This is a genomic window from Imbroritus primus, assembly GCF_964332355.1.
GTDB classification, from domain to species: Bacteria; Pseudomonadota; Gammaproteobacteria; order Burkholderiales; family Burkholderiaceae; genus Imbroritus; species Imbroritus primus.
The window spans coordinates 2890364-2914976 of record NZ_OZ201293.1; the positions used below are offsets into that span (position 1 = coordinate 2890364).

28 protein-coding genes and 1 tRNA gene are annotated in these 24613 nt (G+C 61.7%); 6 read left to right on the forward strand and 23 right to left on the reverse strand.

The window, feature by feature from the left end; all coding sequences use genetic code 11:
- Positions 1-12: 12 nt before the first annotated feature.
- From ACQ3C8_RS13265 to ACQ3C8_RS13275, 3 genes are read left to right on the forward strand one after another with little or no spacing between them, the layout of a single operon-like run.
- The gene (locus ACQ3C8_RS13265) at positions 13-774 is read left to right on the forward strand and encodes an IclR family transcriptional regulator (protein WP_009524006.1); all 762 of its coding nucleotides are present in this window, start codon (positions 13-15) and stop codon (positions 772-774) included.
- 45 nt (positions 775-819) lie between these two features.
- Positions 820-1989, forward strand: a complete 1170-nt coding sequence (locus ACQ3C8_RS13270) for a CaiB/BaiF CoA transferase family protein (RefSeq protein ID WP_009524005.1) — start codon at positions 820-822, stop codon at positions 1987-1989.
- Positions 1986-2720, forward strand: a complete 735-nt coding sequence (locus ACQ3C8_RS13275) for an enoyl-CoA hydratase/isomerase family protein (RefSeq protein ID WP_428851827.1) — start codon at positions 1986-1988, stop codon at positions 2718-2720. Before ACQ3C8_RS13270 ends, ACQ3C8_RS13275 begins: the two co-directional genes overlap by 4 nt.
- A gap of 38 nt (positions 2721-2758) precedes the next feature.
- Here the strand turns inward: ACQ3C8_RS13275 and ACQ3C8_RS13280 are convergent, their stop codons facing one another.
- The 7 genes from ACQ3C8_RS13280 to petA form a co-directional block, all read right to left on the reverse strand.
- Positions 2759-3487: a hypothetical protein gene (locus tag ACQ3C8_RS13280; RefSeq protein WP_428851828.1), complete on the reverse strand. Its 729-nt coding sequence runs from the start codon at positions 3485-3487 to the stop codon at positions 2759-2761.
- Positions 3488-5443: 1956 nt separating this feature from the next.
- Positions 5444-5519, reverse strand: a tRNA-Thr gene (locus ACQ3C8_RS13285).
- Positions 5520-5554: 35 nt separating this feature from the next.
- Positions 5555-6034: a ClpXP protease specificity-enhancing factor gene (locus tag ACQ3C8_RS13290; protein ID WP_428851829.1), complete on the reverse strand. Its 480-nt coding sequence runs from the start codon at positions 6032-6034 to the stop codon at positions 5555-5557.
- A 53-nt stretch (positions 6035-6087) separates the two neighbouring features.
- Positions 6088-6699, reverse strand: a complete 612-nt coding sequence (locus tag ACQ3C8_RS13295; protein ID WP_009524001.1) for a glutathione S-transferase N-terminal domain-containing protein — start codon at positions 6697-6699, stop codon at positions 6088-6090.
- 154 nt (positions 6700-6853) lie between these two features.
- A complete protein-coding gene (locus ACQ3C8_RS13300) occupies positions 6854-7603 on the reverse strand; it encodes a cytochrome c1 (RefSeq protein ID WP_009524000.1) in 750 nt (249 codons plus the stop codon).
- A gap of 26 nt (positions 7604-7629) precedes the next feature.
- Complete coding sequence (locus tag ACQ3C8_RS13305; RefSeq protein ID WP_009523999.1) at positions 7630-9033, reverse strand: cytochrome b; 1404 nt, start codon at positions 9031-9033, stop codon at positions 7630-7632.
- A 2-nt stretch (positions 9034-9035) separates the two neighbouring features.
- Positions 9036-9644 (reverse strand): ubiquinol-cytochrome c reductase iron-sulfur subunit, encoded by a 609-nt coding sequence (gene petA, locus ACQ3C8_RS13310; RefSeq protein ID WP_009523998.1) that lies wholly within the window; start codon positions 9642-9644, stop codon positions 9036-9038.
- Between the two features lie 177 nt (positions 9645-9821).
- Between petA and mscL the strand changes: the two genes are divergently transcribed.
- A complete protein-coding gene (gene mscL / locus ACQ3C8_RS13315) occupies positions 9822-10247 on the forward strand; it encodes a large conductance mechanosensitive channel protein MscL (RefSeq protein ID WP_009523997.1) in 426 nt (141 codons plus the stop codon).
- 51 nt (positions 10248-10298) lie between these two features.
- On the opposite strand, the gene ACQ3C8_RS13320 is transcribed toward mscL, so the two are convergent.
- The gene (locus tag ACQ3C8_RS13320) at positions 10299-11045 is read right to left on the reverse strand and encodes a Nif3-like dinuclear metal center hexameric protein (protein WP_009523996.1); all 747 of its coding nucleotides are present in this window, start codon (positions 11043-11045) and stop codon (positions 10299-10301) included.
- Between the two features lie 18 nt (positions 11046-11063).
- Between ACQ3C8_RS13320 and ACQ3C8_RS13325 the strand changes: the two genes are divergently transcribed.
- Positions 11064-12260 carry a Do family serine endopeptidase gene (locus ACQ3C8_RS13325; RefSeq protein ID WP_009523995.1) on the forward strand — a complete coding sequence of 399 codons (1197 nt, stop codon included), beginning with the start codon at positions 11064-11066 and terminating at the stop codon, positions 12258-12260.
- Between the two features lie 495 nt (positions 12261-12755).
- On the opposite strand, the gene ACQ3C8_RS13330 is transcribed toward ACQ3C8_RS13325, so the two are convergent.
- Positions 12756-13811, reverse strand: coding sequence for a porin (locus ACQ3C8_RS13330; RefSeq protein ID WP_009523994.1), 1056 nt, complete (start codon positions 13809-13811; stop codon positions 12756-12758).
- Positions 13812-14117: 306 nt separating this feature from the next.
- Between ACQ3C8_RS13330 and ACQ3C8_RS13335 the strand changes: the two genes are divergently transcribed.
- On the forward strand, positions 14118-15617 hold the full coding sequence (locus ACQ3C8_RS13335) for a tetratricopeptide repeat protein (RefSeq protein WP_009523993.1): 1500 nt from the start codon (positions 14118-14120) through the stop codon (positions 15615-15617).
- 18 nt (positions 15618-15635) lie between these two features.
- Here ACQ3C8_RS13335 and tatC read toward each other — a convergent pair whose 3' ends face one another.
- The 14 genes from tatC to hisG all read right to left on the reverse strand — a co-directional run bounded on the left by tatC (position 15636) and on the right by hisG (position 24597).
- Positions 15636-16418 carry a twin-arginine translocase subunit TatC gene (gene tatC, locus ACQ3C8_RS13340; protein ID WP_009523992.1) on the reverse strand — a complete coding sequence of 261 codons (783 nt, stop codon included), beginning with the start codon at positions 16416-16418 and terminating at the stop codon, positions 15636-15638.
- A 71-nt stretch (positions 16419-16489) separates the two neighbouring features.
- Positions 16490-16993, reverse strand: coding sequence for a Sec-independent protein translocase protein TatB (gene tatB / locus ACQ3C8_RS13345; RefSeq protein WP_009523991.1), 504 nt, complete (start codon positions 16991-16993; stop codon positions 16490-16492).
- A 17-nt stretch (positions 16994-17010) separates the two neighbouring features.
- On the reverse strand, positions 17011-17229 hold the full coding sequence (gene tatA, locus ACQ3C8_RS13350; RefSeq protein WP_009523990.1) for a Sec-independent protein translocase subunit TatA: 219 nt from the start codon (positions 17227-17229) through the stop codon (positions 17011-17013).
- Positions 17230-17275: 46 nt separating this feature from the next.
- On the reverse strand, positions 17276-17644 hold the full coding sequence (locus ACQ3C8_RS13355; RefSeq protein WP_009523989.1) for a histidine triad nucleotide-binding protein: 369 nt from the start codon (positions 17642-17644) through the stop codon (positions 17276-17278).
- A gap of 25 nt (positions 17645-17669) precedes the next feature.
- On the reverse strand, positions 17670-18038 hold the full coding sequence (locus ACQ3C8_RS13360; protein ID WP_009523988.1) for a DUF4870 family protein: 369 nt from the start codon (positions 18036-18038) through the stop codon (positions 17670-17672).
- Positions 18039-18068: 30 nt separating this feature from the next.
- Positions 18069-18449 (reverse strand): phosphoribosyl-ATP diphosphatase, encoded by a 381-nt coding sequence (locus ACQ3C8_RS13365; RefSeq protein ID WP_428851830.1) that lies wholly within the window; start codon positions 18447-18449, stop codon positions 18069-18071.
- The gene (hisI, locus tag ACQ3C8_RS13370) at positions 18446-18853 is read right to left on the reverse strand and encodes a phosphoribosyl-AMP cyclohydrolase (protein ID WP_009523986.1); all 408 of its coding nucleotides are present in this window, start codon (positions 18851-18853) and stop codon (positions 18446-18448) included. The genes ACQ3C8_RS13365 and hisI overlap by 4 nt, the downstream gene beginning before the upstream one ends.
- 2 nt (positions 18854-18855) lie before the next feature.
- Positions 18856-19626, reverse strand: coding sequence for an imidazole glycerol phosphate synthase subunit HisF (gene hisF, locus ACQ3C8_RS13375; protein WP_009523985.1), 771 nt, complete (start codon positions 19624-19626; stop codon positions 18856-18858).
- Positions 19627-19670: 44 nt separating this feature from the next.
- Positions 19671-20414 (reverse strand): 1-(5-phosphoribosyl)-5-[(5-phosphoribosylamino)methylideneamino]imidazole-4-carboxamide isomerase, encoded by a 744-nt coding sequence (hisA, locus tag ACQ3C8_RS13380; RefSeq protein WP_009523984.1) that lies wholly within the window; start codon positions 20412-20414, stop codon positions 19671-19673.
- Between the two features lie 70 nt (positions 20415-20484).
- Positions 20485-21138, reverse strand: coding sequence for an imidazole glycerol phosphate synthase subunit HisH (hisH, locus tag ACQ3C8_RS13385; protein ID WP_428851831.1), 654 nt, complete (start codon positions 21136-21138; stop codon positions 20485-20487).
- Positions 21135-21758: a MarC family protein gene (locus tag ACQ3C8_RS13390; RefSeq protein WP_009523982.1), complete on the reverse strand. Its 624-nt coding sequence runs from the start codon at positions 21756-21758 to the stop codon at positions 21135-21137. The genes hisH and ACQ3C8_RS13390 overlap by 4 nt, the downstream gene beginning before the upstream one ends.
- 66 nt (positions 21759-21824) lie before the next feature.
- Complete coding sequence (gene hisB, locus ACQ3C8_RS13395; RefSeq protein ID WP_009523981.1) at positions 21825-22412, reverse strand: imidazoleglycerol-phosphate dehydratase HisB; 588 nt, start codon at positions 22410-22412, stop codon at positions 21825-21827.
- Positions 22413-22600: 188 nt separating this feature from the next.
- Positions 22601-23923 (reverse strand): histidinol dehydrogenase, encoded by a 1323-nt coding sequence (gene hisD, locus ACQ3C8_RS13400; protein WP_428851832.1) that lies wholly within the window; start codon positions 23921-23923, stop codon positions 22601-22603.
- 14 nt (positions 23924-23937) lie between these two features.
- Positions 23938-24597: an ATP phosphoribosyltransferase gene (gene hisG, locus ACQ3C8_RS13405; RefSeq protein WP_009523979.1), complete on the reverse strand. Its 660-nt coding sequence runs from the start codon at positions 24595-24597 to the stop codon at positions 23938-23940.
- Positions 24598-24613: the final 16 nt, after the last annotated feature.

The following is a 24613-nucleotide window of genomic DNA, read 5'->3' on the forward strand; positions in this document are numbered from 1 at the left end:
CTTTCTCGCCAGATGGACAAGACGCTGCTCAAGGGCCTGATGGTCCTTGAATCAATCACCGAAGCCGAAAACCGCGCCCGTACAGTGGACGAAGTTGCCGCGCGCGTGGGACTGACGCGCAGCAATACGCATCGGACGCTGCAGACACTGATGCACGCGGGCTACATCGAGAAGGATGTCAACAACGGCTATCGCGGCACCATCAAGCTGATGGGACTGGGCGTGCGCCAGCTCGCGCGCCTCGACGTCCGGCAATTTGCCGCGCCGTTCATGCACGCGCTCGCGGATGCCACGGGCGAGACCGTGCACCTGTCGGTGCTGGACGGTATCGACGTGGTCTACATCGACAAGATCGACAGCCCGCAGCCGGTACGCGCCTACTCCATGGTCGGCGGCCGCGCCCCAGCTTATGCCGTGGCCACCGGCAAGGCCCTGCTGGCGCACGCACCGGAGGGCTACCTGGCGCGCTACGCAGCGCAGCTGACCCTGCATACGCCACGCACCGCCGGCACGCTGGCCGCACTGGAAGCAGAACTGGCGCAAACCGTGCGCACCGGCTACGCCGTCAATACCGGCGAATGGCGCGATGGCGTGGGCGGTATCGCCTCGGCGGTCTTCGATGGACTCGACCGTCCGATCGCCGCGCTCGGCATCTCCGGCCCGATCGGCCGCCTGCCGGCCACGCGCATTGCCGAACTTGCACCGCTGGTGGTCCACAACGCCAACCAGCTTTCCCTGGCCATGGGCGCGCGCTGCATTCCGCGCGCGGCCTGACTGCATTCCCGATAACTACCATCCCTGACTGAAGAGGAATCGAACGTGACTACCCCCCTCCCCCTTGACGGTGTCCGTGTCATCGAAATCTGCAACGTCGCCGCGGGCCCCTACTGCGGCATGCTGCTGGCCGACATGGGCGCGGATGTCATCAAAGTCGAAAATCCCGAAGGCGGCGACACGTTGCGCGCCTGGCCGCCGATCACCGATGGCTACAGCGAAAACTTCGCCTCGCTCAATCGCAACAAGCGCTCGGTCACGCTCAACCTGAAAAATCCGGAAGACCGTGAACTGGCCCGCCAGCTCGCCGCCGGCGCGGATGTGCTGATCGAGAACAATCGTCCCGGCGTGATGGATCGCCTGGGTCTCGGCTACAGCGCGCTGCGCGAACTCAATCCCAAGCTGATCTACTGCTCGATCTCGGCCTATGGCCAGACCGGCCCGCGCGCGCAGGAAGGCGGCTTCGACCTGACCATCCAGGCGATGAGCGGCATCATGAGCGTGACCGGCGAAGAAGGCGGCGCGCCAGTGAAGTGCGGCGTGCCGCTGGCGGATTTTGCCGCCGGCCTGTATGCAGCCTACTCGATCTCGAGCGCGCTGCGCGGTGTCGCGCAGCATGGCCAGGGAACGCACATCGATGTGCCGATGCTCGGCGCCACGCTCGGCATCGCCGCGCTGCAAACGTCGGAATACTTCGGCAGCGGCCGCGACCCGGTCAAGCTCGGTTCCGCGCACCCGCGTAACGCGCCGTACCAGGTGTTCCGCAGTGGCGACGGCTACTTCGGCATGGCTGCCGGTAACAATGCACTGTGGAAGAGCGTGTGCCAGACGGTGGGTCGCGAGGACCTGCTGGCCGACGAGCGTTTCGTCACCCCGACGACGCGCGCCGCCAACCAACGTGCCCTGCTCGAAATCCTCGAGGCGGAATTCGCCAAGGCGGACAGCACCACGTGGCTTGAACGTTTCCGCGCCGCCGGCGTGCCGTGCGCACCGATCAACCGCTACTCGGAAGTCCTGGCCGATGAGCAGGTCGAGCACATGCAGTGGGTTCAGCCGATCGAACTGCCCAATGGCGTGAAGACCCGCACGTTCGGTTCACCCGTGCGCTTCTCGCTGGTGGACACGCCGATCCGTCGCCGCCCGCCGGCACTCGGCGAGCATAACGACGAGATCCTCGGCGCGTTGCAGGCCAAGGTCACGGAGCCAGCCCGATGAGCCAGGAGAACGGCGAAGTTCTGGTGTCGCGCGAGGGCCATTGCTGGACGTTCACGCTCAACCGGCCCGAGAAGATGAATGCGCTCAACGCGAACATCGTCGAGTCGCTGCTGGCAGGCATCGAAGACGCCCATGCCAACGGCGCCAGCGTGCTGGTGTTTCGTGGCAACGGACGCAACTTCAGTGCCGGTTTCGATTTCGGCGGATTCGAGGAACAGAGCGAAGGTGACCTGCTACAGCGCTTCGTGCGCATCGAGACACTGCTGCAGGCCATCGATGGCTCGCCGTGTTTGACGGTGGCACTGGCGCACGGGAAGAACTTCGGCGCCGGCGTCGACCTGTTCGCGAGCTGCAAGGTGCGCATCAGCACACCCGATGCCTTCTTCCGCATGCCCGGCCTGAAATTTGGCCTGGTGCTCGGCACCCGCCGCTTTGGCGCGCTCGTGGGAACGCAGGTGGCGCGCGCCATCCTTGAAGAGGCGCGCGGCTTCAATGCACAGGAGGCCGAGGCCATCGGCTTCCTCACGCAGACCGCCGACGAAGCAGCATGGCCGGAGCTGATCACACAGGCCAATGGCCGTGCAGCTCAACTGGATGCGGCCACGCGTGCACACCTGTACCAGGTGCTCGGCAACCAGGCCGGCTACGACGCCGACCTGGCAGCGCTCGTGCGCTCGGCGGCCGCGCCCGGCCTCAAGGACCGCATCCGCGCCTACCGCAGCGCTGGCTAACCTGCCGTCCCTGATCGGCTGCGATCAGGGACACTGTCTTACCGGCCCACCTGGCGATAGAACGCTACGGGATCGAAATCACTCTCGAAACCTGTAGCGCTTTCATAGGTAGCAACCTCGCCACTGGTCGGCCGCATACCGCGCACATGGAAACCGGCCAGCAAGCCTTCGTCACTCAAGGCCAGAATCGTCTTCTGCAGCACTGGCAGATCCGCCAACTGGCATGCCGGAACGCGATGCGGCATCTCGAACGTCGTCATGCACACATCACCGGGCGCAGGATTGGCGGCACCCGTGCGGCGCTCGTTCAGCAACGTGGCCTCGACCTGCGCGGCGGTCCGCCCCGCCACTTGCGCCTCGCCGACGCGGCGCAGACGATAGGTGCGAATGACCTCACCCAGTACCGTAGCCGGCGTGGCATCGCAATGCGAGCCATCGACCGCCGAGTACGTGACCGTGGCTTCCGCCTCGTCGGCACTCAACTGACGATCGATCGACAGGGTGACACGGTAGCCGTAGGTGCGCAGCCAGGCTGGATACTGCGGCAGTGTCGCCGGATACTCGAAACCATTGCGGCAGGCCATATGCCACTGCGCCGGCGCGAGGACGTCCGGCTTCACCTGGGCCTGCGTCGCAGGCGGCACGGCCGCCACTGCACCAGAAGCGGTCTGTGTCGACGATGTGCCGACAGCGCCATCACCCCCACCACCGCATGCTCCCAGCACCATGGGAAATACCACTGCACAGATCCATCCAATTGCTTTCATTGCCGCTCTCCATCTTTTGCATCGACTTCGATGCAAATTTCATCGACCCCACGGCCCCCGGGGCTATGATGGTCTGGATGCGCGCAATAGATGGTTAAGGAACTTAAAGTTTCACAGTTTTTGTCGTTTGCGCTTTCGCTTTTTTTCGCTGGTCCTGATACCGGCCTGGTGTGATCCATTGCAGTGCGGAAGTCGTCGCGTTTGTTCGACATCAGGTCCGCATGAGCGGACCTCCAATAAATCGCTTACCGCAATCAGCGCATTGCTTGAGGTTCGAGAGATGCGGGCCGCAGGCGCTTCTGCCGTATTGGGAGAGGGTGTCATGAGGCAGTATGTTCCTGCTACCGATGATGTGAGAAATAGCGCCCACACCATCTCGCCTTCTGTCAGTCGGCCCAATTTTCCACATCGCGCTTTGTGCGGAACGTCTTAGCTGTAGTCAGCCATTCTCGTCCCCGGCGCCTTTGGGATCATTGCCCTCGCGATTCACTTGCTGTCCCGGCAGTTTTGCGCGAGCTCTGAAATTGGTCGGATACTCGACTCCCGCAGGCTGAACGGTCTATCGCCAAAGGATCGAATTACCGATCCTTCCTTCCCCAGTAGCGCAAAGGTTTTATCGACTCCCTCTAGCACATAGTACGTTTCCCGCCTATGTCGCCTTTCAGGATGCAGATCGTCGACAGACTCTCCGCTTCCGCCATCTTCATATGTAAAATCTTCGGCAAGCGTCACTGCGCGGTATTGGGACAGAATGTGTCGACCCTCACATGCCCACGCTCGCATCACGTCACCGCTTATGTCACCGCGCTCGTTTTCATATTGGTAAGGGATGTGGCCTGTCACCGCAACATACATCTTAACGGCAATCCTCGCCCCATCAGAAGTTGCAGGTTTTAGCAAAAGGGTCAGTATTAGGAAATAGGTAGCGGTCACTGACGTCGCAAAAGAGATCGTCAGCACCAGGTAGAGCGTTCCTATGCGCAGCCGACCACTTCGCCTCTTAGTCGGACTCGCAGACTCGCTCCTACATTTGCCTCGACGGCCAAGTACTTGCCAACGCGATATTTCGGGGATGTCTTTGCGAAGATCGGGTGACACACCCTTGGCGGCCTCCCTGGCCGCCTTCGCAAACCGAGCTCTCAACCGCAGATGATCCCATCCGTCCCCCCATTGCCGACGGCACCGGATGCTTGCAGTCCGTCCAGCCCACCAATCCACAATCGTTGAGACAGCCCAAAAATATGCTATCGCCAATACTATGACAATAACAGCCGTGCGCCATACACGGTGGAGCTGGACACCGGCCAGAATAGTGTCGTAAAAGTCCGCGCGGAAGAGAAGCGTTGGCACCCCAGCCACTTCAGCCCACCCGTCAAGATAGGAACGGCCGACCGCGTAACTAAGGCCAGCGCCGCAGGTGAGCAATAGCGCTATAGATTCAAATAGGTGAGACCCTACATAGGAAAACATGCGCGCAAGAGGCACCGCATCCGCTATAGGGGATTCAGGGTTTGGTTTGGTAGGCACGGAGAAGCACAACAGTTGTTGACAAATGCTACAGTCAATAAGCGCCGCAGTGTATCGAAACTGTACTTTTCGTCCTTTCAGAAAGCAAAGGGGCTACGCAAAACTCACGTAACCCTTGAATTCTTTGATGCGGACGGCAGAACTCCAACCTGCCACCTGATGATTACAAAGTCCCTAAAATCTCACACAAGATCAATACGTTAGGGAATTTTCACTTTCGCAAAAACCAGAAAATCCCCCTTTAATACTGCATAGATAAAAAACGTTCCACCTCGATTGCGAAACGGGTACCGCGTTAGTCTCGGCACATCAGGACTATCTATTCAGCACTAGACGAATCTGAGAGCGCGGCCAGCGCCCCAAAGAGCGTGCTCCGATTTTTGCGAACACCAAAAAAATGGCTTCCATATCGGAAGCCATTTTTGGTATTGGTGCCGGCTGCAGGACTCGAACCCGCCACCTGATGATTACAAATCAACTGCTCTACCAGATGAGCTAAGCCGGCAGGTGGTGCGAGGTGGGATTGTATCCCAACCTGATTTATTTGACGACCTTCAGCGCCGGTTTCCCGCCGATTTTCGGGACGTTGGGTGGTGTCGGTTCGTCGTCGCCATCGTCCCCTTCGCCTCGCGCCTCGGCATCCACCGCGGAGAGCTTGGGTGCGGGGGTTTCCTGCGCAGGGGTGGCCGGAGTCGTGGCGGACCCGTCGCGATCTACCGGGAATGCCATGCCTTGGCCGTTTTCACGCGCATAGATGGCGAGGATGTTGGCCACCGGCACTTCGATCTTGCGCGGTACGCCGCCGAAGCGAGCCTGGAAGGTCACCCAATCGTTGCCCATCTCGAGTTGGGTCGTGGCCTCGAAGCTGACATTGAGCACGATCTCGCTGTTCTTGACGAACTCGCGTGGCACGCTGGTCTGGCTGTCGACGAACACGGCCAGGTACGGCGTGAAACCGTTGTCCGTACACCATTCGTAGATGGCGCGCAGCAGGTAGGGCTTGGTAGAGGTTTCCGACATGGTGTCTGCAAGCAACGAAGAGCGGACCTCCGGGAAGGTCCGCCATCTCCGGATCAACGACGCATGACCTTTTCCGACGGGGTCAGCGCTTCGATATAGGCCGGGCGGCTAAAGATACGCTCGGCGTACTTCAACAGCGGCGCGGCGTTCTTCGACAGCTCAATGCCATAGTGGTCAAGGCGCCACAGCAGCGGAGCGATGGCCACGTCGAGCATCGAGAATTCTTCGCCCAGCATGTACTTGTTCTTGACGAAGATCGGCGCCAGCTGGGTAAGACGGTCGCGAATGGCGGCGCGCGCCTTTTCGTGACCCTTCTCGGCGGCCTTACCCTTTTCGTTTTCGAGCACGTAGACGTGGCTGAACAGTTCCTTCTCGAAATTGAAGAGGAACAGGCGCGCCCGTGCGCGCTGCACCGGATCGGCAGGCATCAGCTGCGGATGCGGGAAACGCTCGTCGATGTACTCGTTGATGATGTTCGACTCGTACAGGATCAGGTCGCGCTCGACAAGGATCGGAACCTGGCCGTACGGGTTCATGACGGAGATGTCTTCCGGCTTGTTGAACAGGTCGACATCGCGGATTTCGAAGTCCATGCCCTTTTCGAACAGGACAAGGCGGCAACGTTGCGAGAACGGGCAGGTGGTGCCCGAGTACAACACCATCATGATTCGGTTCCTTGGAGGGGGGACGGATTGTCCCGGTTGAATTCTGGCAGAAGCGGCACCCGAAAAGCAAATCGGCGGCTTCCGGCGAAAAAAGCAAAAGGGCTAGCGCGGGAACACGACGATTCCGTGCGCTAGCCCTGGGCGTGACGCCAACTTACTTGATGTCTTTCCAGTACGAGGCGTTCAGGCGCCAGGCAAGGATCGAGAACAGGCCCAGGAACATCAGCACCCAGACGCCGAGGCGCTTGCGCTGGTGCTCTGCCGGTTCACCCATCCACTGCAGGAAATGCACGAGGTCACCCATGGCCTGATCGAATTCGATCGGCTTCATGGTGCCCGGCGTAACCTGCTCATAGCCGACGAAGGTATGCACGGTCTTGCTGGCATCATGCGCATCGGCCCGCTCTTCGAACTTGGCCTTGCGGATCCCCTGGGCTTCCCACATGACGTGCGGCATGCCAACGTTCGGGAAGATCAGGTTGTTCCAGCCGGTATCGCGCGTATCGTCCTTGTAGAAGCTGCGCAGATACGTGTACAGCCAGTCACCGCCGCGAGCGCGGGCGATCACCGACAGATCGGGCGGCTGTACGCCGAACCAGGCCTTGGCTTCCTTGGCCGTCATGGCGATGTTCATCGTCTCGCCAACCTTGTCCGCGGAGAACAGCAGGTTCTCACGGATCTGGTCCTCGGTCAGGCCGATGTCCTTCAGTCGGTTGTAGCGCACCATGCTGGCGCTGTGACAGTTCAGGCAGTTGTTGACGAACAGCTTGGCACCGCGCTGCAGGGTGCTCAGGTCGCTGGTCATCTTGGGAGCGGCATCCAGCGGATGGCCGCTCTCTGCTGCAATGGCAGGCGCACCGATCAGCGCTCCCGCCAGGGCGATCATGGAAATCAGCTTTTTCATCTTTTGTCCTTAATCCTCGGCGTGGCTCAGTGCGGTGTGAACGTCACGCGATCCGGCACCTGCTTGAAGGTTCCGATCTGGCTCCAGATCGGCATGGCCAGGAAGAACGCGAAGTAGAGCAGCGTGCAGAACTGCGACACCTTTTCATACAGCGGGGTCGGCGGTTGAATACCGAGGTAGCCGAGGATGAGGAAGGCGACCACGAAGATGCCGATCAGAGTCTTGTGGAAACCCGGACGGTAACGGATCGACTTGACCGGCGACTGGTCGAGCCACGGCAGGAACACCAGGATGACCACGGCACCGCCCATCACCACTACGCCCCAGAACTTGGCGTCGATGAAGTAGAAGCCCAGGGCCAGGATGACCGCCACGGCTACGGCAATGCCCTTGACCTTGGCGCTCTTGCTGCGGATGAACAGCAAGCCGAGCAGTACGGCGGCAAACACCCACAGCACCGGCAGGAAGTTCGAGGTAATGGCGCGCAGCATCGAGTAGAACGGCGTGAAGTACCAGACCGGCGCAATGTGCGGCGGGGTCTTGAGCGGGTCAGCCGGGATGAAGTTGTTGTACTCGAGGAAGTAGCCGCCCATTTCCGGCGCGAAGAAGATGACCGCGCTGAAGATGAACAGGAACACGCCCACGCCGATCAGGTCATGCACGGAGTAGTAGGGGTGGAACGGGATGCCGTCGAGCGGGATGCCGTTGGCGTCCTTCTTGGCCTTGATCTCGACGCCGTCGGGATTGTTCGACCCCACTTCGTGCAGCGCGATGATGTGCGCCACGACCAGACCGAGCAGCACCAGCGGCACGGCAATGACGTGGAAGGCGAAGAAGCGGTTCAGGGTGGCGTCACCCACGACGTAGTCGCCGCGGATGAAGAGGGCCAGGTCCGGGCCGATCAGCGGGATGGCGGAGAACAGGTTCACGATCACCTGCGCGCCCCAGTACGACATCTGGCCCCAGGGCAGCAGGTAGCCCATGAACGCTTCAGCCATCAGGCACAGGAAGATCAGGCAACCGAAGATCCACACCAGCTCGCGCGGCTTGCGGTACGAGCCGTAGATCAGGCCGCGGAACATGTGCAGGTACACGACCACGAAGAACGCGGAGGCGCCGGTCGAGTGCATGTAGCGCACCAGCCAGCCCCAGGGCACTTCGCGCATGATGAACTCGACGCTGGCGAACGCGACCGGGATGCCGGCAGCGTTGAGCGTCGCGTCCGGCTTGTAGTTCATCACCAGGAAAATACCGGTGACGATCTGGATCACCAGCACCAGCAGGGCCAGCGAGCCAAAGAAGTACCAGAAGTTGAAGTTCTTCGGTGCGTAGTATTCGGACAGGTGGGCTTTCCAGGTGGAGGTCAGCGGAAAGCGCTGATCGATCCAGCCGACCACGCCTTTTGTTTCGACTTGTTTGTCAGCGGCCATGATCAGGCTTCTCCCTTCTCGTCTTTGCCGATCACGATGCGCGAATCGGACAGGAACATGTACGGCGGAACGTCAAGATTCTGCGGCGCAGGCTTGTTCTTGAACACGCGGCCCGCGAGGTCGAAGGTCGAACCGTGGCACGGGCAGACAAAGCCCGGATCGGCGCCCAGCTGCGGGTTGACGTTGGAGCCAAAGGGGCCGGACGGCGAGCAGCCGAGGTGCGAGCAGATGCCCACCACGACCAGCAAGTCCTTGTGCTCTTCGCGCGAACGCGCCGGGTTCTTGCAGTAGTCGGGGGTATCCATGGAATAAGGAATATCCGACTTCGGATCGGCAACTTCACTCTCGGTCTTGGCGAGCGACGCAAGCATCTCGTCGGTCCGGCGCAGGATCCACACCGGTTTGCCGCGCCATTCCACGGTCATCATCTCGCCCGGCTTCAATGCGCTGATGTCTGCCTCTACCGGCGCGCCTGCCGCACGTGCTTTTTCGGACGGTGCAAACGTGGCGACGAACGGTACCGCTACTGCCGCGCCACCGATACCGCCAGCCACGCTCGTCGCAATCAGCAGATTGCGGCGACCTTTATCCACGTTTTGCTGGTCACTCATTCCAAACCCCAGGAAAGTCAATTAGATTTTGCGTCAACCCTAAATTATACCTGACCAGAGCCCGTCATTAAAGGTTTTCGGGGTAGCGGAACCGCCGGAGAGCAATATAGTATGTACGCACCACCACATCGCGGCGCATGCTGCGGTGCACTCAAAACCGGTCATATGGGAGCCACCATGAGCATGATGCAAGAATTCAAGGCCTTCGCAATGCGCGGCAATGTCGTCGATCTCGCCATCGGCGTGATCATCGGCGCGGCGTTCGGCAAGATTGTCACCTCCCTGGTCGAGGACATCATCATGCCGCTCGTATCGGGCGCCATCGGCAAGCTCGACTTCTCCAACCTGTTCGTGGTCCTGGGCAGCCTGCCGGAAGGCGTGCCGCGCACGCTGGATGCCGTCAAGAAAGCCGGGATCCCGGTGCTGGCCTACGGCAACTTCATCACCATCCTGGTGAATTTCATCATCCTGGCATTCATCATTTTCATGGTGGTGCGCCAGATTAACCGTCTCAACAAGCCCGAGCCGGAGGCCGCACCGGCCGAGCCAGCCGAAGACGTAGTCCTGCTTCGCGAAATCCGCGACAGCCTGCGCAACCGCTGATCCACGCGGTCATCGCCGCCGGTCCCCGCGCCGGGCTCCCGGGCTTCGCCCTTACACGGGATTAGGAATATCGATGAAGGTATGCCGGAGCCCGAAACGCTGGGCCAGATGTCCGCCGAGCGCCTGCACACCATAGCGCTCGGTCGCATGGTGTCCGGCGGCGATGTAGGCGACACCGCTTTCCCGCGCCAGATGGGTTGTCTGCTCGGAGATCTCGCCGCTGACGAACACATCGACCCCGGCGGCGACCGCAGCCTCGAAGTAGCCTTGGGCGCCGCCCGTGCACCAGCCGATACGGCGCACCGTGCGGCCATCCCCCTCGATCACCAGCGGCACCCGCTGCAGGATGGCCTGCACATGCGCCGCCAGCTCGGGCAACTTCATATCCACGGGCAGACGCCCGGTCCATCCCAGTTCACCCTCACCAAAACGGCCATCCGCCGTCAGGCCTAGCCTTTGGCCCAGGCTGGCGTTGTTGCCGAATTCGGGATGCGCATCGAGCGGCAAATGATATGCAAAGAGGTTAAGGTCATGGCATAGCAGGGTCTGCAGTCGCCTCTGCTTCTGCCCGACGATCCGCGCGTCTTCGTTTTTCCAGAAATAACCGTGGTGCACCAGCACCGCATCGGCCTGCGCGTCGACCGCAGCCTCCAGCAGGGCCAGGCTGGCCGTGACACCAGTAACGAGATGTGCAACATGCTGGCGCCCCTCGACCTGCAGGCCATTTGGGCAATAGTCGCGAAAACGGTCTACCTCCAGCAGTCCGTTCAAGTACAATTCAATCTCTTTTCGATCCATTTCCGCCCAAATTCCTATATGTTGCGCCGCTTTTGGCTTTTTTTTGCACAGGCTGTCACGGTGGTTCTGGCAGTGCTGTTCGTGGTCGCCACACTGAAACCGGAATGGCTGCAGCGCGGCCGCGTTGCCGTTCAGTCAGGCTCACCGATCGTGGCACTCAAGGAAGTGGTGCCGAGCACCACGCCGCCTTCCGCCGAGCGCTCCTATAGCGAAGCCGCACAGTTGGCCATGCCGGCCGTGGTAAACATCTTCACCAGTAAGAAAGCACCGAACCGTCCCAATCCACAAGCCGAAGACCCGTGGTTCCAGTTCTTCTTCGGCGACCGCATGCCGGAACGGCAGGAGCCGACGGCCAGCCTGGGATCGGGCGTGATCGTCAGCCCTGAAGGGTATATTCTAACGAACCATCACGTGGTCGACGGCGCCGACGAGATCGAAGTGGCCCTGACTGACGGCCGCAAGGCCAACGCCAAGGTGGTCGGCTCGGATCCGGAGACGGACCTGGCGGTCCTCAAGGTCGCCCTGCCCAACCTGCCGGCCATCACGCTCGGGCGCCTGGAGAACATCAAGGTCGGTGACGTAGTACTGGCGATCGGCAACCCGTTTGGCGTCGGCCAGACCGTGACCATGGGCATTGTCTCCGCACTCGGCCGCAGCCATCTTGGCATCAACACCTTCGAAAACTTTATCCAGACCGATGCGGCCATCAACCCCGGCAACTCGGGTGGGGCGCTGGTCGACGCACAAGGCAACCTGCTAGGCATCAATACTGCGATCTACTCGCGCTCCGGCGGTTCGCTGGGCATCGGCTTCGCCATTCCCGTATCCACAGCCAAGCAGGTCATGGAATCCATTATTTCGACGGGCGCCGTGACACGTGGCTGGATCGGCGTGGAACCGCAGGACGTCACGCCGGAGATCGCGGAATCGTTCGGTTTGCAGGCACGGTCGGGCGCACTGATTGCCGCGGTCGTACAAGGCGGGCCGGCGGACCGCGCTGGCGTCCGCCCAGGCGATGTCCTGACCCGGGTAAACAGCGTGGAGATCGCGGACACAACCGCCCTGCTCAACGCCATTGCACAGCTCAAGCCCGGTGTCGACACCGCCGTTACGGTGCTGCGGCGCGGCAAAGAGCAATCCCTGACCATCCGGATCGGCAAGCGGCCTCCGCCAGCACGGCAGCCTATGATGCGCCCGGGCGATAACGCGCAGTAAGCGATAACCGCCAGCGATACCGCTGTCAGCGCACGCAAAAAAGCCGATGCATCAGCATCGGCTTTTTTGTGGCTGCGGCTTGGCTCTGTGGCTACACGATGAGGAGAGAGATGTTGAGAGCCGAACTGTTACCCAAAGACCGCTATCCTGTCTGCCCCCTACCCCTCATCACTCCCGGCCGGCCACCGCACCGGTCAGGCAGATAGCGGGGCGGGAACGTCGCTCTGCTGCAGGCAGCCGCGCTCATCCTACCGAGCCCTTCCGTGGAGCACGTGCATCGCTATAGCCCCCCTCGCGACCGGGCGAGAACGCCCCCCCACTTACCCGATGACCAGACGAGCGAGCCGCGACCACCGGAAGTCCCGCGAGACATCTCATCGCACAGCCAGCAACAGCAGATACCAGACATCGATCCGTTTCAAACGCGCATAAAAAAAGCCGGCATCTTGCGATGCCGGCTTTGATCAGACTGTAACTGCCAGTCTGGCGTCGTGCTTAGAAGCGGTGACGGATACCGACGACAGCGCCGGTTTGGTTCGAACCAGCTTCAGCCGTACCGAAGCCGCCAACGCCGAACGTGTTGTTGCCCTTGTTACGAGCGTAAGCAACGTTCAGGTAAGCATCGGTGCGCTTCGACAGAGCGTAGTCACCCGACAGAACAAACATCCACGGATCGTTGTCCGAAGCCTTGGTCTGCGTGTAGTAGGCAGCGCCGGTCAGGGCGAATGCCGGGGTGACGTTGTAGGTCAGGCCGCCCCAGTACAGATCAGAACGGTTCGACACGCTAGCAACGGTTGCCTTGGCGTAACGGTAGCCCAGGAATGCCTTGGCCGGGCCAAAGGCGAACGAGCCAGCCAGAGCTGCCTTGCGGGTCTTGTCGTCAGCCGTAGCGATCGAGCTGCCACGCTTTTCGTTGTACACAGCGCCAACAGCGAACGGGCCGTTTGCATAGGTCAGGCCGAGGTCATACTCACGACCAACCTTGGCTTCGCCCGGGACTTCGCCGCCAACACCGTTGTTGCCGTTCCAGCCGAACGAGTACAGAGCGCCGACGGTCAGGCCGCCGAACGTGCCACGGTACTTGATGGCGTTGTCAGCACGGCCGGTCGAACCACCCAGGTCACCGTCCATTGCGCCCAGACCGTAGCGGGGTGCCACGACCATCGGGTCGAACTGGATACCGAAGTCATAGATCAGGTTGTTCTGACGACCCAGGGTCACGGCACCGAAGTTACCTTGCAGACCAACGAAAGCCAGACGGTTGAAGAAGCGGCTGGAATCAGCTTGACCGCCGGTATCGACGTTGAAGCCGTTTTCCAGGGTGAAGATTGCCTTCAGGCCACCGCCCAGGTCTTCAACGCCACGCAGGCCGAAACGCGAGCCCGAGTAGTTGCCCGAGGTCATGCGGAACACGCTGTCGCCGGAGCCGACTTGCTTGTTCACATATTCCACGCCAACGTCAGCGATACCGTACAGGGTCACGCTCGACTGGGCGTATGCGCCGCCGGCAGCCAGCGCTGCGACAGCAGCAGCAAACAGTTTCATTTTCATATCGACACTTTCCTTGTCAACTGATGGGAAATCTTGAATTGTCCATACTCTGGACGACGCTTTGACTCACGTCTGGTCCGTATTATGGACAGCGACAATTCATCAGGAAACCTTTTTCCAGAGAAAAGACGGCTTTCGGGCATTTTTGTTGTGCTCAGGCAACAGCCCACGAACGGGTCCGCACACCGTTTGCGGCGTTGACGGAAGGTCACGCAAAAAATCTAACCATCTGATTTTCCATATATTTTTCATTATTTTTACTTTCCATTGACCCTCCGGAGTGCCGCGACACGTTATAACTGCGCCATGGCTACACGTCACTTGATCAAGATCCGAGGACTGGCGCGGCGCGGGGACGCAGCCGCACAGGTTGAGCTTGCCCGACTTTACCTGAGCGGTACCCCCGGCCTTACACCGAGCATTTCCGCCGCACTGATCTGGCTCGAACGGGCGGCGCGCCAGGGCCATGCGGAGGCCCGCGAGCTCATCGGCAAGCGTATTCCGCTGGAGGCAGCGCTAGCCCATGGCGATCCCGCCTTCCTGTTGAACTGCTACCAGGCTGCCGCGGCAGCAGGCTGTACCACGGCCAACCAGACGCTGGCGCAGTGGCTGCTCGATACGTCACCAGCCCCGGAGCATGCCGGCGCGCTGGCGCAGGCTGCGGCATGGGCGCGCCAAGCCGCAGACCGGGGAGATGCGGATGCTGCCGCCTTGCTGGTACGCGCATTCGCGGCCGGGCGCCTGCCACCCCTCTATCGCGAGGAACCGGCGCACTATCAGCGGCTGGCCGCAACGGCCGATCAACCGCAGGCGGCGCCAGCCGACTTCACGACGATACTGACATTGCTGCACAAGCCCGAGCTCTCCGCATCCGAGGCGCGTGCACTGCTCCAATATTATCTCCAAGCCCTCCATGGTCAGGGGCCCGACGCGGACGCTGTCCACGCACTGCACCGCGCAGCCCAGGCCGGCATAGCGGATGCACAGTTCCATTACGGGCTGTGGCTGGGTAAATTCGATGCAGAGGGGCAGCGCGTGAAACTCACACGGGCACTCGGCGTGCCCAAGGTCGGACCAGCGCTGTCCTGGCTCCGCCAGGCGGCGGAACAGCATCATGGCGATGCCTGGTTCGTGCTGGCCATGCTGCACCGGAATGCCCGTTACGCCTGCCATGACCAGGCGCAGTATTTGTATTGCCTACATCGCGCGACACGGCTCGGCTGTACGCGCGCGCAGACATACTTGGGACGGAAACTATGGCGCAATCGCCGGGCAGGCCTCGATCAATTGACCGAGGCCGCATACTGGCTATGGCGCGCGGCACAGGCAGGCGACCCCGAGGCCCAGGCGTTGCTGCCGAAAGCCATCGGACATGCGCCAGCGACCAGCCCGTGGCATCCACTACTCCACTATCTGGACACTTTCCGGAAACATGCGATCTCGGAACACTTGGGCGTCCGCCTCCGTCTGGCGGCGGCATTCGGGCTGAATACGGCGGAAATGCTCTGGCTGGATCCCCACGATGCCCGGCGGGAACATTGCCTGGTGGTGGACATCTCGGCCCGCCATGCAACCCACGCTCCCCGCCTGATTGCTATCGAAACCGTGGAGCAGCAGGCACGGCTCGACCACTTCGTGACACTTCCCTCGGCACAGCCGATGGCACACGGGCCCGACGGACAACTCGCGGAGGAACTGGCCGCACTGCTGGCGGCAGCGCGACGCGACGGCATGCCCTTGACCTTGCCGGACCCCGTAACGCCACACGGGCTCATCGACGTCAGTCCCGACCAGCGCGGACGCTAAGCGGGCGCAATGCCAGGGTTATTCGGCGCCCTCTTCCGCGGCATCCGGCACTGTCGTATGCCGCACGAAGAAGATGGACAGCCAGAGGCCCAATTCATACAGCAGGCATAGTGGTACGGCGAGCAGCAACTGGGATACGACATCGGGCGGCGTCACCACCGCAGCGATGATGAATGCGCCGACCACGACGTACGGCCTGATTTCGCGCAGCTTGGCTACGCTGACAAGCCCGAAACGCACCAATACGATCACCACCACCGGTACCTCGAACGTGATGCCGAATGCCAGGAAGGTCGTCATCGCAAAGCTGAGGTACTTGTCGATGTCGGTCGACATGTCGGCCCCGAGCGGCGCGTTGTAATGCGCCATGAACTTGAAGACGGTCGGGAACACAAGGAAATAGGCAAATGCCACGCCGACGAGGAACAGCACGTAGCTGCTCACTACCAGCGGCATAATCAGCCGGCGCTCATGACGATACAGGCCGGGCGCAACGAACATCCACAATTGGTAGAGCACCATCGGCAGCGCGATCAGGAATGCCACCAGCATGGTGACCTTCATCGGCACGAAGAACGATCCCGTCACATCCGTGACGATCATCTTGCCTCCGACTGGTAGCGCATTGATCAGCGGCGCGGAGAACAGCCGGAAGATATCGGGAGCCCAGTAGACCAGCGCCAGGAATACGATAATCACGGCCGCAGCGGCGCGCACAATGCGCTGGCGTAACTCGACCAGATGCGAAATGAACGTCTCTTGCGCGGCATCGGCCGGCTCGTTGGGACTGGGTGCGCTCATGGCGTCTCGGAATGGCGGTGGATTTCAGTCGATGGCGGCAGCCATCGCAGGCAAGGTCGTGGCACAGCGCCCTAGTCGAAGAATGAGCGCGGAACGCCCCGTGCCGGCCGATGCCGCTTGACCCGCGCAGCGCCCGATTGGGCCCAGGTACGCACCCCATGCTGGCGCTTGTACCATTTCGGCATCGCACCCTGCTTGTTACGCCAGCTATTGCGCCCGTTTCGCGGCTTGGTCGCGGCGGCCCATGTCGGCTGGATACCGGATGGCGAATCGCTGTCGAAATCGTTGTCGATCCCGCTGAACGCCTCGTTTACCGCGTTTGCGTGCTCGCTCACACCCTGATGGATGGTCTGTTCCACATTGCGGGCGGCATCCTCGAACTCATTGCGCATCTTGCGCAATTCCTCTATCTCGATTTCACGGCTGACTTCGGCCTTCACCGAACTGACATAGCGTTGCGCCCGCCCCACCAGCGCACCCACGGTACGCGCCACGCGCGGCAGGCGTTCCGGGCCGATGACGACGAGCGCCACCACGCCGATGAGGGCCAGCTTGGAGATTCCGAGATCGATCATCTGCGTCGGCGCCGGGCTCAGCCCTGATGGGTCTTGTCCTTGGCTTCGACGTCGATGGTCGTCTTGTCGCGCAGTTCCTTGGCTGGCTCGTCCGCGCCACCGTCCTTCATGCCGTCCTTGAATCCCTTGACCGCACTGCCCAGGTCGGACCCCATGTTGCGCAGCTTCTTGGTCCCGAACACCATCATGATGATGACCAGAACGACCAGCCAGTGCCAAATGCTAAACGAACCCATGTTCTGCTCCAGTAATCGGCGAGACCTGTCCCCGCCATTCAATCAATCAAACCGTCGCGCCAATCGCAATCGCACCTTGCCAGGGACGCGGCCCGCCCAGCACGTGCATATGTAAATGATAGACCTCCTGCCCGCCGTCGGCACCCGTGTTGATGACGGTCTTGAAGCCGTTGGCACAGCCCTGGTCCGCCGCTAGCCGCGCTGCCAGTGCCAGCATGTGACCCAGCAGCGGCGTATCGGCTGCGGTACAGGACGCCAGCGAATCCACATGGCGTTTGGGTACCAGCAGGAAATGCACCGGAGCAGCCGGACGGATGTCATGAAAAGCCAGCACGAGATCATCCTCGTACAGCTTCTGCGCGGGAATCTGTCCGGCAGCGATCCTACAAAACACGCAATTATCAGCGCTACTCATGTCTGTTTCGTTGCGAAACCGCAAATCACCGGTTCGCGTACATGGGCTTGCCGTCATTCAGGTACAACCAACCCTTGACGATACGATACAGCATCCAGATAAACAGGACGCCAAGCACGGCAAACCCGACCAGCACCACCAGCAGCAGGCTGCCCACCACGCCCCACACCACGCTCCACCAGAACGAACGGATCTGCCAGGTGAAATGCGACGCGTACAGCGTCCCCTGCACTTCATCGCGCTTGATGTAGTTGATGATAATCGCCACCAGCGCCGTCACCCCGCCCGTCAACCAGAAGATCGCATAGAGCAGGTACAGGATATGCGTCAGCTTGCGCAGGCTGTCGAGCTTCTCCGGCGATAACGTAGCGACGGGATAGATGTCCTGGGTCATGAACGGATCCTTTCTGCGACGGCCGGAAGGCTATGCCTGGCCATCCTCGCGGGCCTGCACTTTGCGCAAGGCCTTCTCTTCAAGCCCGGACATGCCTTCGCGGCGCGCCAGTTCGCGCACCACGTCCGCAGGCGTCAGGTCGAAGCGGGCCAGCAGCACCATGCTGTGAAACCACAGGTCCGCCACTTCATAGACCAGCTTTTCGCGACCCTGTTCAGTCATACCGGCAGCGCGCGCATCCTTGGCGGCCATCACGGTTTCCGTGGCTTCCTCGCCAATCTTCTTCAGGATCGCGTCGTCACCCTTGTCGAACAGGCGCGCTACGTAGGATTTTGCGGGATCGCCACCATGCTCCGGCTTGCGGCTCTCCAGCACGGCCGCGAGCCGATCGAGCGTACTGTCCGTGCTCATGATTTCCCTTGGTAGATCGTATCGGGATCCTTGATCACCGGCTCGACGGTTTGCCAGTCGCCGGTCACGGCATCACCCTCGAATTTCTGGAAGAAGCATGAATGCCGCCCGGTATGGCAGGCAATGCCGTGCACCTGTGTGACTTTCAGCAGCACGACATCCTCATCGCAATCGAGCCGGACTTCATGCACCTTCTGCACATGCCCTGACTCCTCGCCCTTGTGCCACAGGCGCTTGCGGGAACGCGACCAGAATACGGCCTCCCCGGTCTCGATGGTGCGCACCAGGGCTTCGCGGTTCATGAAGGCAAACATCAGGACGTCATTGCTGCCGACTTCCTGCACGACCACTGGCACCAGACCGTGATCGTCCCACTGGATCTTGTTGAGCCATTTTCTTTGCATGATCACATCCGTACCGGAATACCCTGCTCCGCCATAAAACGCTTCGCATCGCCGACGGTGTACTCGCCGTAATGGAAAATGCTCGCCGCCAACACCGCGTCCGCGTGACCAATCTTGATGCCGTCCGCCAGATCCTGCAAACCTCCGACGCCGCCCGAGGCAATGACCGGCACCGGCACGGCATCGCTGACGGCACGCGTCAACTCTAGGTCAAAGCCGCTCTTTGTGCCATCGCGATCCATGCTGGTCAGCAGCAGTTCGCCTGCGCCGCGTGCAGCCATCTGGCGCGCCCACTCGACCACGTCGATACCAGTGGCCTTGCGTCCGCCATGCGTAAACACTTCCCAGCGCTTGGGTTCGCCCGCCGCCGATACGCATTTGGCATCGATCGCCACCACGATGCATTGCGAGCCGTAGCGGCCGGTTGCCTCGGACACCAGGTCCGGATTGGCCACGGCAGAGGAGTTCATGCTGATCTTGTCGGCGCCAGCATTCAGGAGACGCCGCACATCCTCCACCGCGCGCACGCCGCCACCAACCGTCAGCGGGATGAACACCTGTGCTGCCACCTGCTCAATGATGCCCAGGATCAGGTCGCGGCCATCGCTGGTCGCCGTGATGTCGAGGAAGGTCAACTCGTCTGCGCCCTGCTCGTCGTAACGGCGGGCAATTTCCACCGGATCGCCAGCGTCGCGCAGCTCGACGAAGTTAACGCCCTTGACCACGCGCCCGTTCGTGACGTCGAGGCAAGGGATGATACGTTTGGCTAACATGTCGTTCCTAAGAGGCACGGCCCTGCCGTGCCGGATGGCGCAGTTCAGGCTGCGCCCAGCTCGTCAGCCCGGTCCTGGGCAGCCGAGAAATCCAGATCGCCGGAGTAGATGGCCCGGCCGCAGATCACGCCTTCCACGCCATCCTTTTCGGCCGCGCACAGTGCATCGATGTCAGCCATGTTCGACAGGCCGCCGCTGGCAATGACAGGAATGCTCATGGACTGCGCCAGCTTCACCGTGGCGTCGATGTTGATGCCTTGCAGCATGCCATCGCGGCCGATGTCGGTATAGATGATCGACTCCACGCCGTAATCCTCGTACTTGCGGGCCAGGTCGATCACCTCGTGTCCGGTCAGCTTGCTCCAGCCGTCCGTGGCAACCTTGCCGTCGCGCGCATCGAGGCCGACGATGATGTGCCCGCCGAACGCCGTACAGGCATCCTTCAGGAAACCGGGATTTTTCACGGCCGCAGTGCCAATGATGACGTACGAAAGGCCGCCGTCGAGCAGGCGCTCGATGGTGTTCAGATCGCGAATGCCGCCGCCGAGCTGCACTGGGATTTCTTCGCCGACCTCGGCGATGATCGCCTTGATCGCCGCTTCATTGCGCGGCTTGCCTGCGAACGCACCATTCAGGTCAACCAGGTGCAGGCGCCGCGCGCCTTGCTCCACCCAGTGGCGCGCCATGGCGGCCGGGTCTTCGGAGAAGACGGTCGCCTGATCCATGTCGCCTTGCTTGAGGCGTACACACTGACCGTCCTTCAGGTCGATGGCCGGGATGAGCAACATAGTCGTAAAAAGAGTGAGAGGGTCAAATCTTGCCCGGTGCGGGTCTGCCGCACGCCGGACACCAGGTTCATCAGGGCTTCCAGTCCACGAAATTGCGATACAGCTGCAAGCCCGTGCGGGCGCTCTTTTCGGGGTGAAACTGTGTGGCGAAAATATTATCGCGTGCTACCGCACAGGTAAACAGGCCGCCATAGTCGGTTTCTCCAGCAATATCATCCGGATTTTCCGGCTGCACGTAATAACTGTGCACGAAATAGAAAAAGCTGTCGTTCGGAATACCGGCCCATAGCGCATGCGCCCGGCGCTGGCGAACACGGTTCCAGCCCATCTGCGGCACCTTGAAGCGCGAGCCGTCGGGCTGCAGCCGGTTTTCCAGGTCGAACCGTACCACGCCCCCCGGCAGCAAACCCAGGCCCGGCGTGCGCCCACCCGGCGTGCGCGCCTCGGCGCTCCAGTCGAACAGCATCTGTTCGCCCACGCACACACCAAGCATGGGCTTGCTGCGCGCTGCTTCGAGCACCGCCTCGCGCAGGCCCGAATCGTTCAGGGCCTGCATGCAGTCGGGCATCGCGCCCTGGCCCGGCAGCACCACCCGCTCGGCCGCCCGCAGGTCCGCGGCATCCGCGGTGACCCGCACGTCGGCTTCCGGCGCAGCGGCCCGCACAGCCTGGGCAACAGAACGCAGGTTGCCCATTCCATAATCCACAATCGCAATGGTTGTCATGATTTGAGAACCGGCAGCAGGGTTTTCAACCCGTCCACAATAAATTCCACGGCCAGCGCCGACAGGATCAGCCCCATCAGGCGCGTGCCAATATTAATGCCCGTGCGGCCGATCATGCGCGCAATCGGCTCGGCCACCCGGAACACACCCCACACGATGACGCCGATCACGGCGCCAATCCCGCACAGGAACAGCAATTCGTACCAATGCTCCGCCTTGCCGGCATAGACCACCACGGTACTGATCGAACCCGGCCCCGTCAGCAGCGGAATCGCCAGCGGGACCACCGCGATGCTGGCCTTGGCTTCGGCTTCACCTTCTTCTTCCGGCGTAGCGCGCGTCCGGCTGGTCTGCGCATTGATCATGCTGACCGCCATCAACAGCATGATAATGCCCCCGCCCACCTGCAGCGACGCGACCGAAATCCCGAAAAACGCGATGATCTGCTGCCCCACCAGCGCCGAGACGCCAATCACGATAGCCACGGATATCGCGGCGATCTTGATCGTGTGCTGCTTCTCCGCCTCGCTCTGGCTCAGCGTCAGACTGATGAAGAACGGAATCGCCCCGATCGGGTTGATCAGCGCCAGCAGCGAGATGAAGGACTTGAGCGTTTCCATGGAAGCATCAGCACGCTGCTGGACATCCTGCCAGCCCGGGTCGAAACAGGAGCGCTTGCTCCAGGATCAGAGGCTGCCCTTGGTCGACGGAATCACGTTGGCCGCACGCGCATCACGCTCCACCGCCATGCGCAGCGCCCGGCCAAAGGCCTTGAACACGGTCTCGCACTGGTGGTGGGCATTGATGCCGCGCAGATTGTCGATGTGCAGCGTGACACCCGCGTGATTCACGAAGCCGCGGAAGAACTCGATGGTCAGGTCGACATCGAAGTTGCCCACACGGGCACGCGTAAACGGCACATGGAACTCCAGGCCGGGACGGCCCGAGAAGTCGATCACCACGCGCGACAGCGCTTCGTCGAGCGGCACATAGCTGTGGCCGTAGCGGGTGATGCCCTTGCGGTCGCCGATGGCCTTGGCCACCGCCTGTCCCAGGGTAATGCCGACGTCTTCCACGGTGTGGTGGTCGTCGATGTGCGTATCGCCGTGCGCGGTGACTTCCAGATCGATCATGCCGTGGCGGGCAATTTGATCCAGCATATGGTCGAGGAACGGCACGCCGGTTGCCAGCTTCTGCTGGCCCGTGCCGTCGAGATTGAGCGATACGTGAATCTTGGTTTCCGACGTATCGCGATTGACCGAGGCGACTCGCATAACTTTTCCCAAAAGGATGCCCTTCGGACATCCGCTGTCACGCCATGGACATGGTGGGGCCCGCCATGGCGCAGACAAATGATTGTTGACGGCTGCATTGTACCCACGTTCGGGTACAAACCCCTACGTTTGGCCCCGCAACAGCCGGTTTCACCTGCCCGACCCCGGGACCTCCGCAACCCCGCAGCTCAGTTGTTCGCCTTCCAGCGATACTCGGCGCTGCGCGCATGCGCCTGCAACCCCTCGCCATACGCCAGTTCCGCTGCAATCTCGCCCAGCATCTGCGCCCCGGCTTCGCTCACCTCGATGACGCTCGAGCGCTTGATGAAGTCATAGACGCCCAGCGGCGACGAAAAACGCGCGGTGCGCGAGGTCGGCAGCACGTGGTTCGGCCCGGCACAGTAGTCGCCCAGCGATTCGCTGGTGAAACGGCCGAGGAAGATTGCGCCGGCGTGGCGGATCTTGTCGGCCCAGTGACGCGGGTTCTGCGCGGAAATCTCGAGGTGCTCGGGGGCGATGTCATTGGCGATGGTGCATGCCTCGTCCATGTCGCGCACCTTGATCAGCGCGCCGCGATCCTGGAGAGACTTCTCGATCACCTCTTTGCGCGCCATGGTTGGCAGCAGGCGCTGGATACTGGCCTCCACCGCCGACAGGAAGGCTGCATCGGGACTCAGGAGGATCGACTGCGCCAACTCATCGTGCTCGGCCTGCGAGAACAGGTCCATCGCCACCCAGTCCGGATCGGTCGTGCCATCGCACAGCACGAGGATTTCCGAAGGGCCGGCGATCATGTCGATGCCAACGGTACCGAACACCCGGCGCTTGGCCGCGGCGACATAGGCATTGCCGGGACCGACGATCTTGTCGACCTGCGGAATGGTTTCGGTGCCATAGGCCAGCGCGCCCACGGCCTGTGCCCCGCCGATCGTGAACACACGATCGACCCCGGCGATGGCTGCGGCAGCCAGCACAAGCGGATTGCGCACGCCACGCGGCGTCGGCACCACCATGATGATCTCGCGCACGCCTGCGACACGCGCCGGAATTGCATTCATCAGCACCGAGGACGGATACGCGGCCTTGCCACCCGGGACATAGATGCCCACGCGGTCGAGCGGCGTCACTTTCTGGCCCAGCACCGTGCCATCGGCCTCGGTGTAGTCCCAGCTATGGCTGCCGCATTCGATGCGCTGCTTCTCGTGGTAGGCGCGCACGCGGGCCGCCGCCGCTTCCAGCGCCGCGCGCCGTTTCGGCTCGAGCCCTTCCAGGGCAGCGTCGAGTTCGGCCTGGGGCAGTTGCAGCGCGCTCAGCGACTCGGCTTCCACCGCGTCGAAACGCGCAGTGTATTCGAGCACCGCGCTGTCCCCGCGCACGCGCACATCCGCCAGGATGCCTGCAGCAGCTTGGTCGATAGCCTCGTCCTCGCTGGCCTCGAAGGCAAGCACCTTGCGCAGCGCAACGGCAAAGTCGGCGCTGCTGGAATCGAACTGTCGGATCTTGAAAGTCATATCGGTAAATCCTGTCAGGCGGTCGCCGAGGCCCGCTCGAAGGCTTCCAGAATCGGCGCAAGCCGCTCGCGCTTCAGCTTCAGGGCAGCCTGATTGACGACCAGTCGGGAAGAGATCTGGGCGATTTCCTCCACTTCAACCAGATTGTTGGCACGCAGGGTGTTGCCGCTACTGACCAGATCGACGATGGCATCGGCCAGGCCCACCAGCGGGCCCAGTTCCATGGAGCCGTACAGTTTGATCAGGTCGACATGCACCCCTTTCTTGGCAAAGTGCTCACGCGCGGTATCAACGTATTTGGTCGCCACGCGCAGCCGCGCGCCCTGGCGCACGGCACTGGCATAGTCAAAGCCCTGCGGCACAGCCACCGACATGCGGCACTTGGCGATATTCAGGTCGATCGGCGCATACAGGCCGCTCATGCCATGCTCCATCAGCACATCCTTGCCGGCCACGCCGAAGTCGGCTGCACCATACTGCACATAAGTCGGCACATCCGAGGCACGCACGATGATCACACGCACACCAGGGTCGGAGGTCGGCAGGATGAGTTTGCGCGAGGTTTCGGGATCTTCGGCGACGTTAATGCCAGCCGCGGCGAGCAGCGGCAGCGTTTCCGTGAAAATCCGTCCTTTGGACAGCGCCAGCGTCAGTAAATTCGGAGAAGCATTCATATTGAGTCCTACGCCG

What these genes read in the sequence shown, in the direction of transcription:
- ACQ3C8_RS13295 (WP_009524001.1), bottom strand. Translation starts at nt 6,699, where the DNA reads ATGATGGTGTTGTACTCGGGCACCACCTGCCCGTTCTCGCAACGTTGC.
- ACQ3C8_RS13325 (WP_009523995.1), top strand. Translation starts at nt 11,064, where the DNA reads ATGTTGCGCCGCTTTTGGCTTTTTTTTGCACAGGCTGTCACGGTGGTT.
- ACQ3C8_RS13300 (WP_009524000.1), bottom strand. Translation starts at nt 7,603, where the DNA reads ATGAAAAAGCTGATTTCCATGATCGCCCTGGCGGGAGCGCTGATCGGT.
- ACQ3C8_RS13320 (WP_009523996.1), bottom strand. Translation starts at nt 11,045, where the DNA reads ATGGATCGAAAAGAGATTGAATTGTACTTGAACGGACTGCTGGAGGTA.
- hisB (WP_009523981.1), bottom strand. Translation starts at nt 22,412, where the DNA reads ATGCGAGTCGCCTCGGTCAATCGCGATACGTCGGAAACCAAGATTCAC.
- ACQ3C8_RS13390 (WP_009523982.1), bottom strand. Translation starts at nt 21,758, where the DNA reads ATGGAAACGCTCAAGTCCTTCATCTCGCTGCTGGCGCTGATCAACCCG.
- petA (WP_009523998.1), bottom strand. Translation starts at nt 9,644, where the DNA reads ATGAGTGACCAGCAAAACGTGGATAAAGGTCGCCGCAATCTGCTGATT.
- ACQ3C8_RS13335 (WP_009523993.1), top strand. Translation starts at nt 14,118, where the DNA reads ATGGCTACACGTCACTTGATCAAGATCCGAGGACTGGCGCGGCGCGGG.
- hisF (WP_009523985.1), bottom strand. Translation starts at nt 19,626, where the DNA reads ATGTTAGCCAAACGTATCATCCCTTGCCTCGACGTCACGAACGGGCGC.
- tatB (WP_009523991.1), bottom strand. Translation starts at nt 16,993, where the DNA reads ATGATCGATCTCGGAATCTCCAAGCTGGCCCTCATCGGCGTGGTGGCG.
- hisH (WP_428851831.1), bottom strand. Translation starts at nt 21,138, where the DNA reads ATGACAACCATTGCGATTGTGGATTATGGAATGGGCAACCTGCGTTCT.
- ACQ3C8_RS13305 (WP_009523999.1), bottom strand. Translation starts at nt 9,033, where the DNA reads ATGGCCGCTGACAAACAAGTCGAAACAAAAGGCGTGGTCGGCTGGATC.
- mscL (WP_009523997.1), top strand. Translation starts at nt 9,822, where the DNA reads ATGAGCATGATGCAAGAATTCAAGGCCTTCGCAATGCGCGGCAATGTC.
- ACQ3C8_RS13265 (WP_009524006.1), top strand. Translation starts at nt 13, where the DNA reads ATGGACAAGACGCTGCTCAAGGGCCTGATGGTCCTTGAATCAATCACC.
- hisG (WP_009523979.1), bottom strand. Translation starts at nt 24,597, where the DNA reads ATGAATGCTTCTCCGAATTTACTGACGCTGGCGCTGTCCAAAGGACGG.
- tatA (WP_009523990.1), bottom strand. Translation starts at nt 17,229, where the DNA reads ATGGGTTCGTTTAGCATTTGGCACTGGCTGGTCGTTCTGGTCATCATC.
- ACQ3C8_RS13355 (WP_009523989.1), bottom strand. Translation starts at nt 17,644, where the DNA reads ATGAGTAGCGCTGATAATTGCGTGTTTTGTAGGATCGCTGCCGGACAG.
- ACQ3C8_RS13280 (WP_428851828.1), bottom strand. Translation starts at nt 3,487, where the DNA reads ATGAAAGCAATTGGATGGATCTGTGCAGTGGTATTTCCCATGGTGCTG.
- ACQ3C8_RS13365 (WP_428851830.1), bottom strand. Translation starts at nt 18,449, where the DNA reads ATGAGCACGGACAGTACGCTCGATCGGCTCGCGGCCGTGCTGGAGAGC.
- ACQ3C8_RS13330 (WP_009523994.1), bottom strand. Translation starts at nt 13,811, where the DNA reads ATGAAAATGAAACTGTTTGCTGCTGCTGTCGCAGCGCTGGCTGCCGGC.
- ACQ3C8_RS13360 (WP_009523988.1), bottom strand. Translation starts at nt 18,038, where the DNA reads ATGACCCAGGACATCTATCCCGTCGCTACGTTATCGCCGGAGAAGCTC.
- ACQ3C8_RS13275 (WP_428851827.1), top strand. Translation starts at nt 1,986, where the DNA reads ATGAGCCAGGAGAACGGCGAAGTTCTGGTGTCGCGCGAGGGCCATTGC.
- hisA (WP_009523984.1), bottom strand. Translation starts at nt 20,414, where the DNA reads ATGTTGCTCATCCCGGCCATCGACCTGAAGGACGGTCAGTGTGTACGC.
- hisI (WP_009523986.1), bottom strand. Translation starts at nt 18,853, where the DNA reads ATGCAAAGAAAATGGCTCAACAAGATCCAGTGGGACGATCACGGTCTG.
- tatC (WP_009523992.1), bottom strand. Translation starts at nt 16,418, where the DNA reads ATGAGCGCACCCAGTCCCAACGAGCCGGCCGATGCCGCGCAAGAGACG.
- ACQ3C8_RS13290 (WP_428851829.1), bottom strand. Translation starts at nt 6,034, where the DNA reads ATGTCGGAAACCTCTACCAAGCCCTACCTGCTGCGCGCCATCTACGAA.
- hisD (WP_428851832.1), bottom strand. Translation starts at nt 23,923, where the DNA reads ATGACTTTCAAGATCCGACAGTTCGATTCCAGCAGCGCCGACTTTGCC.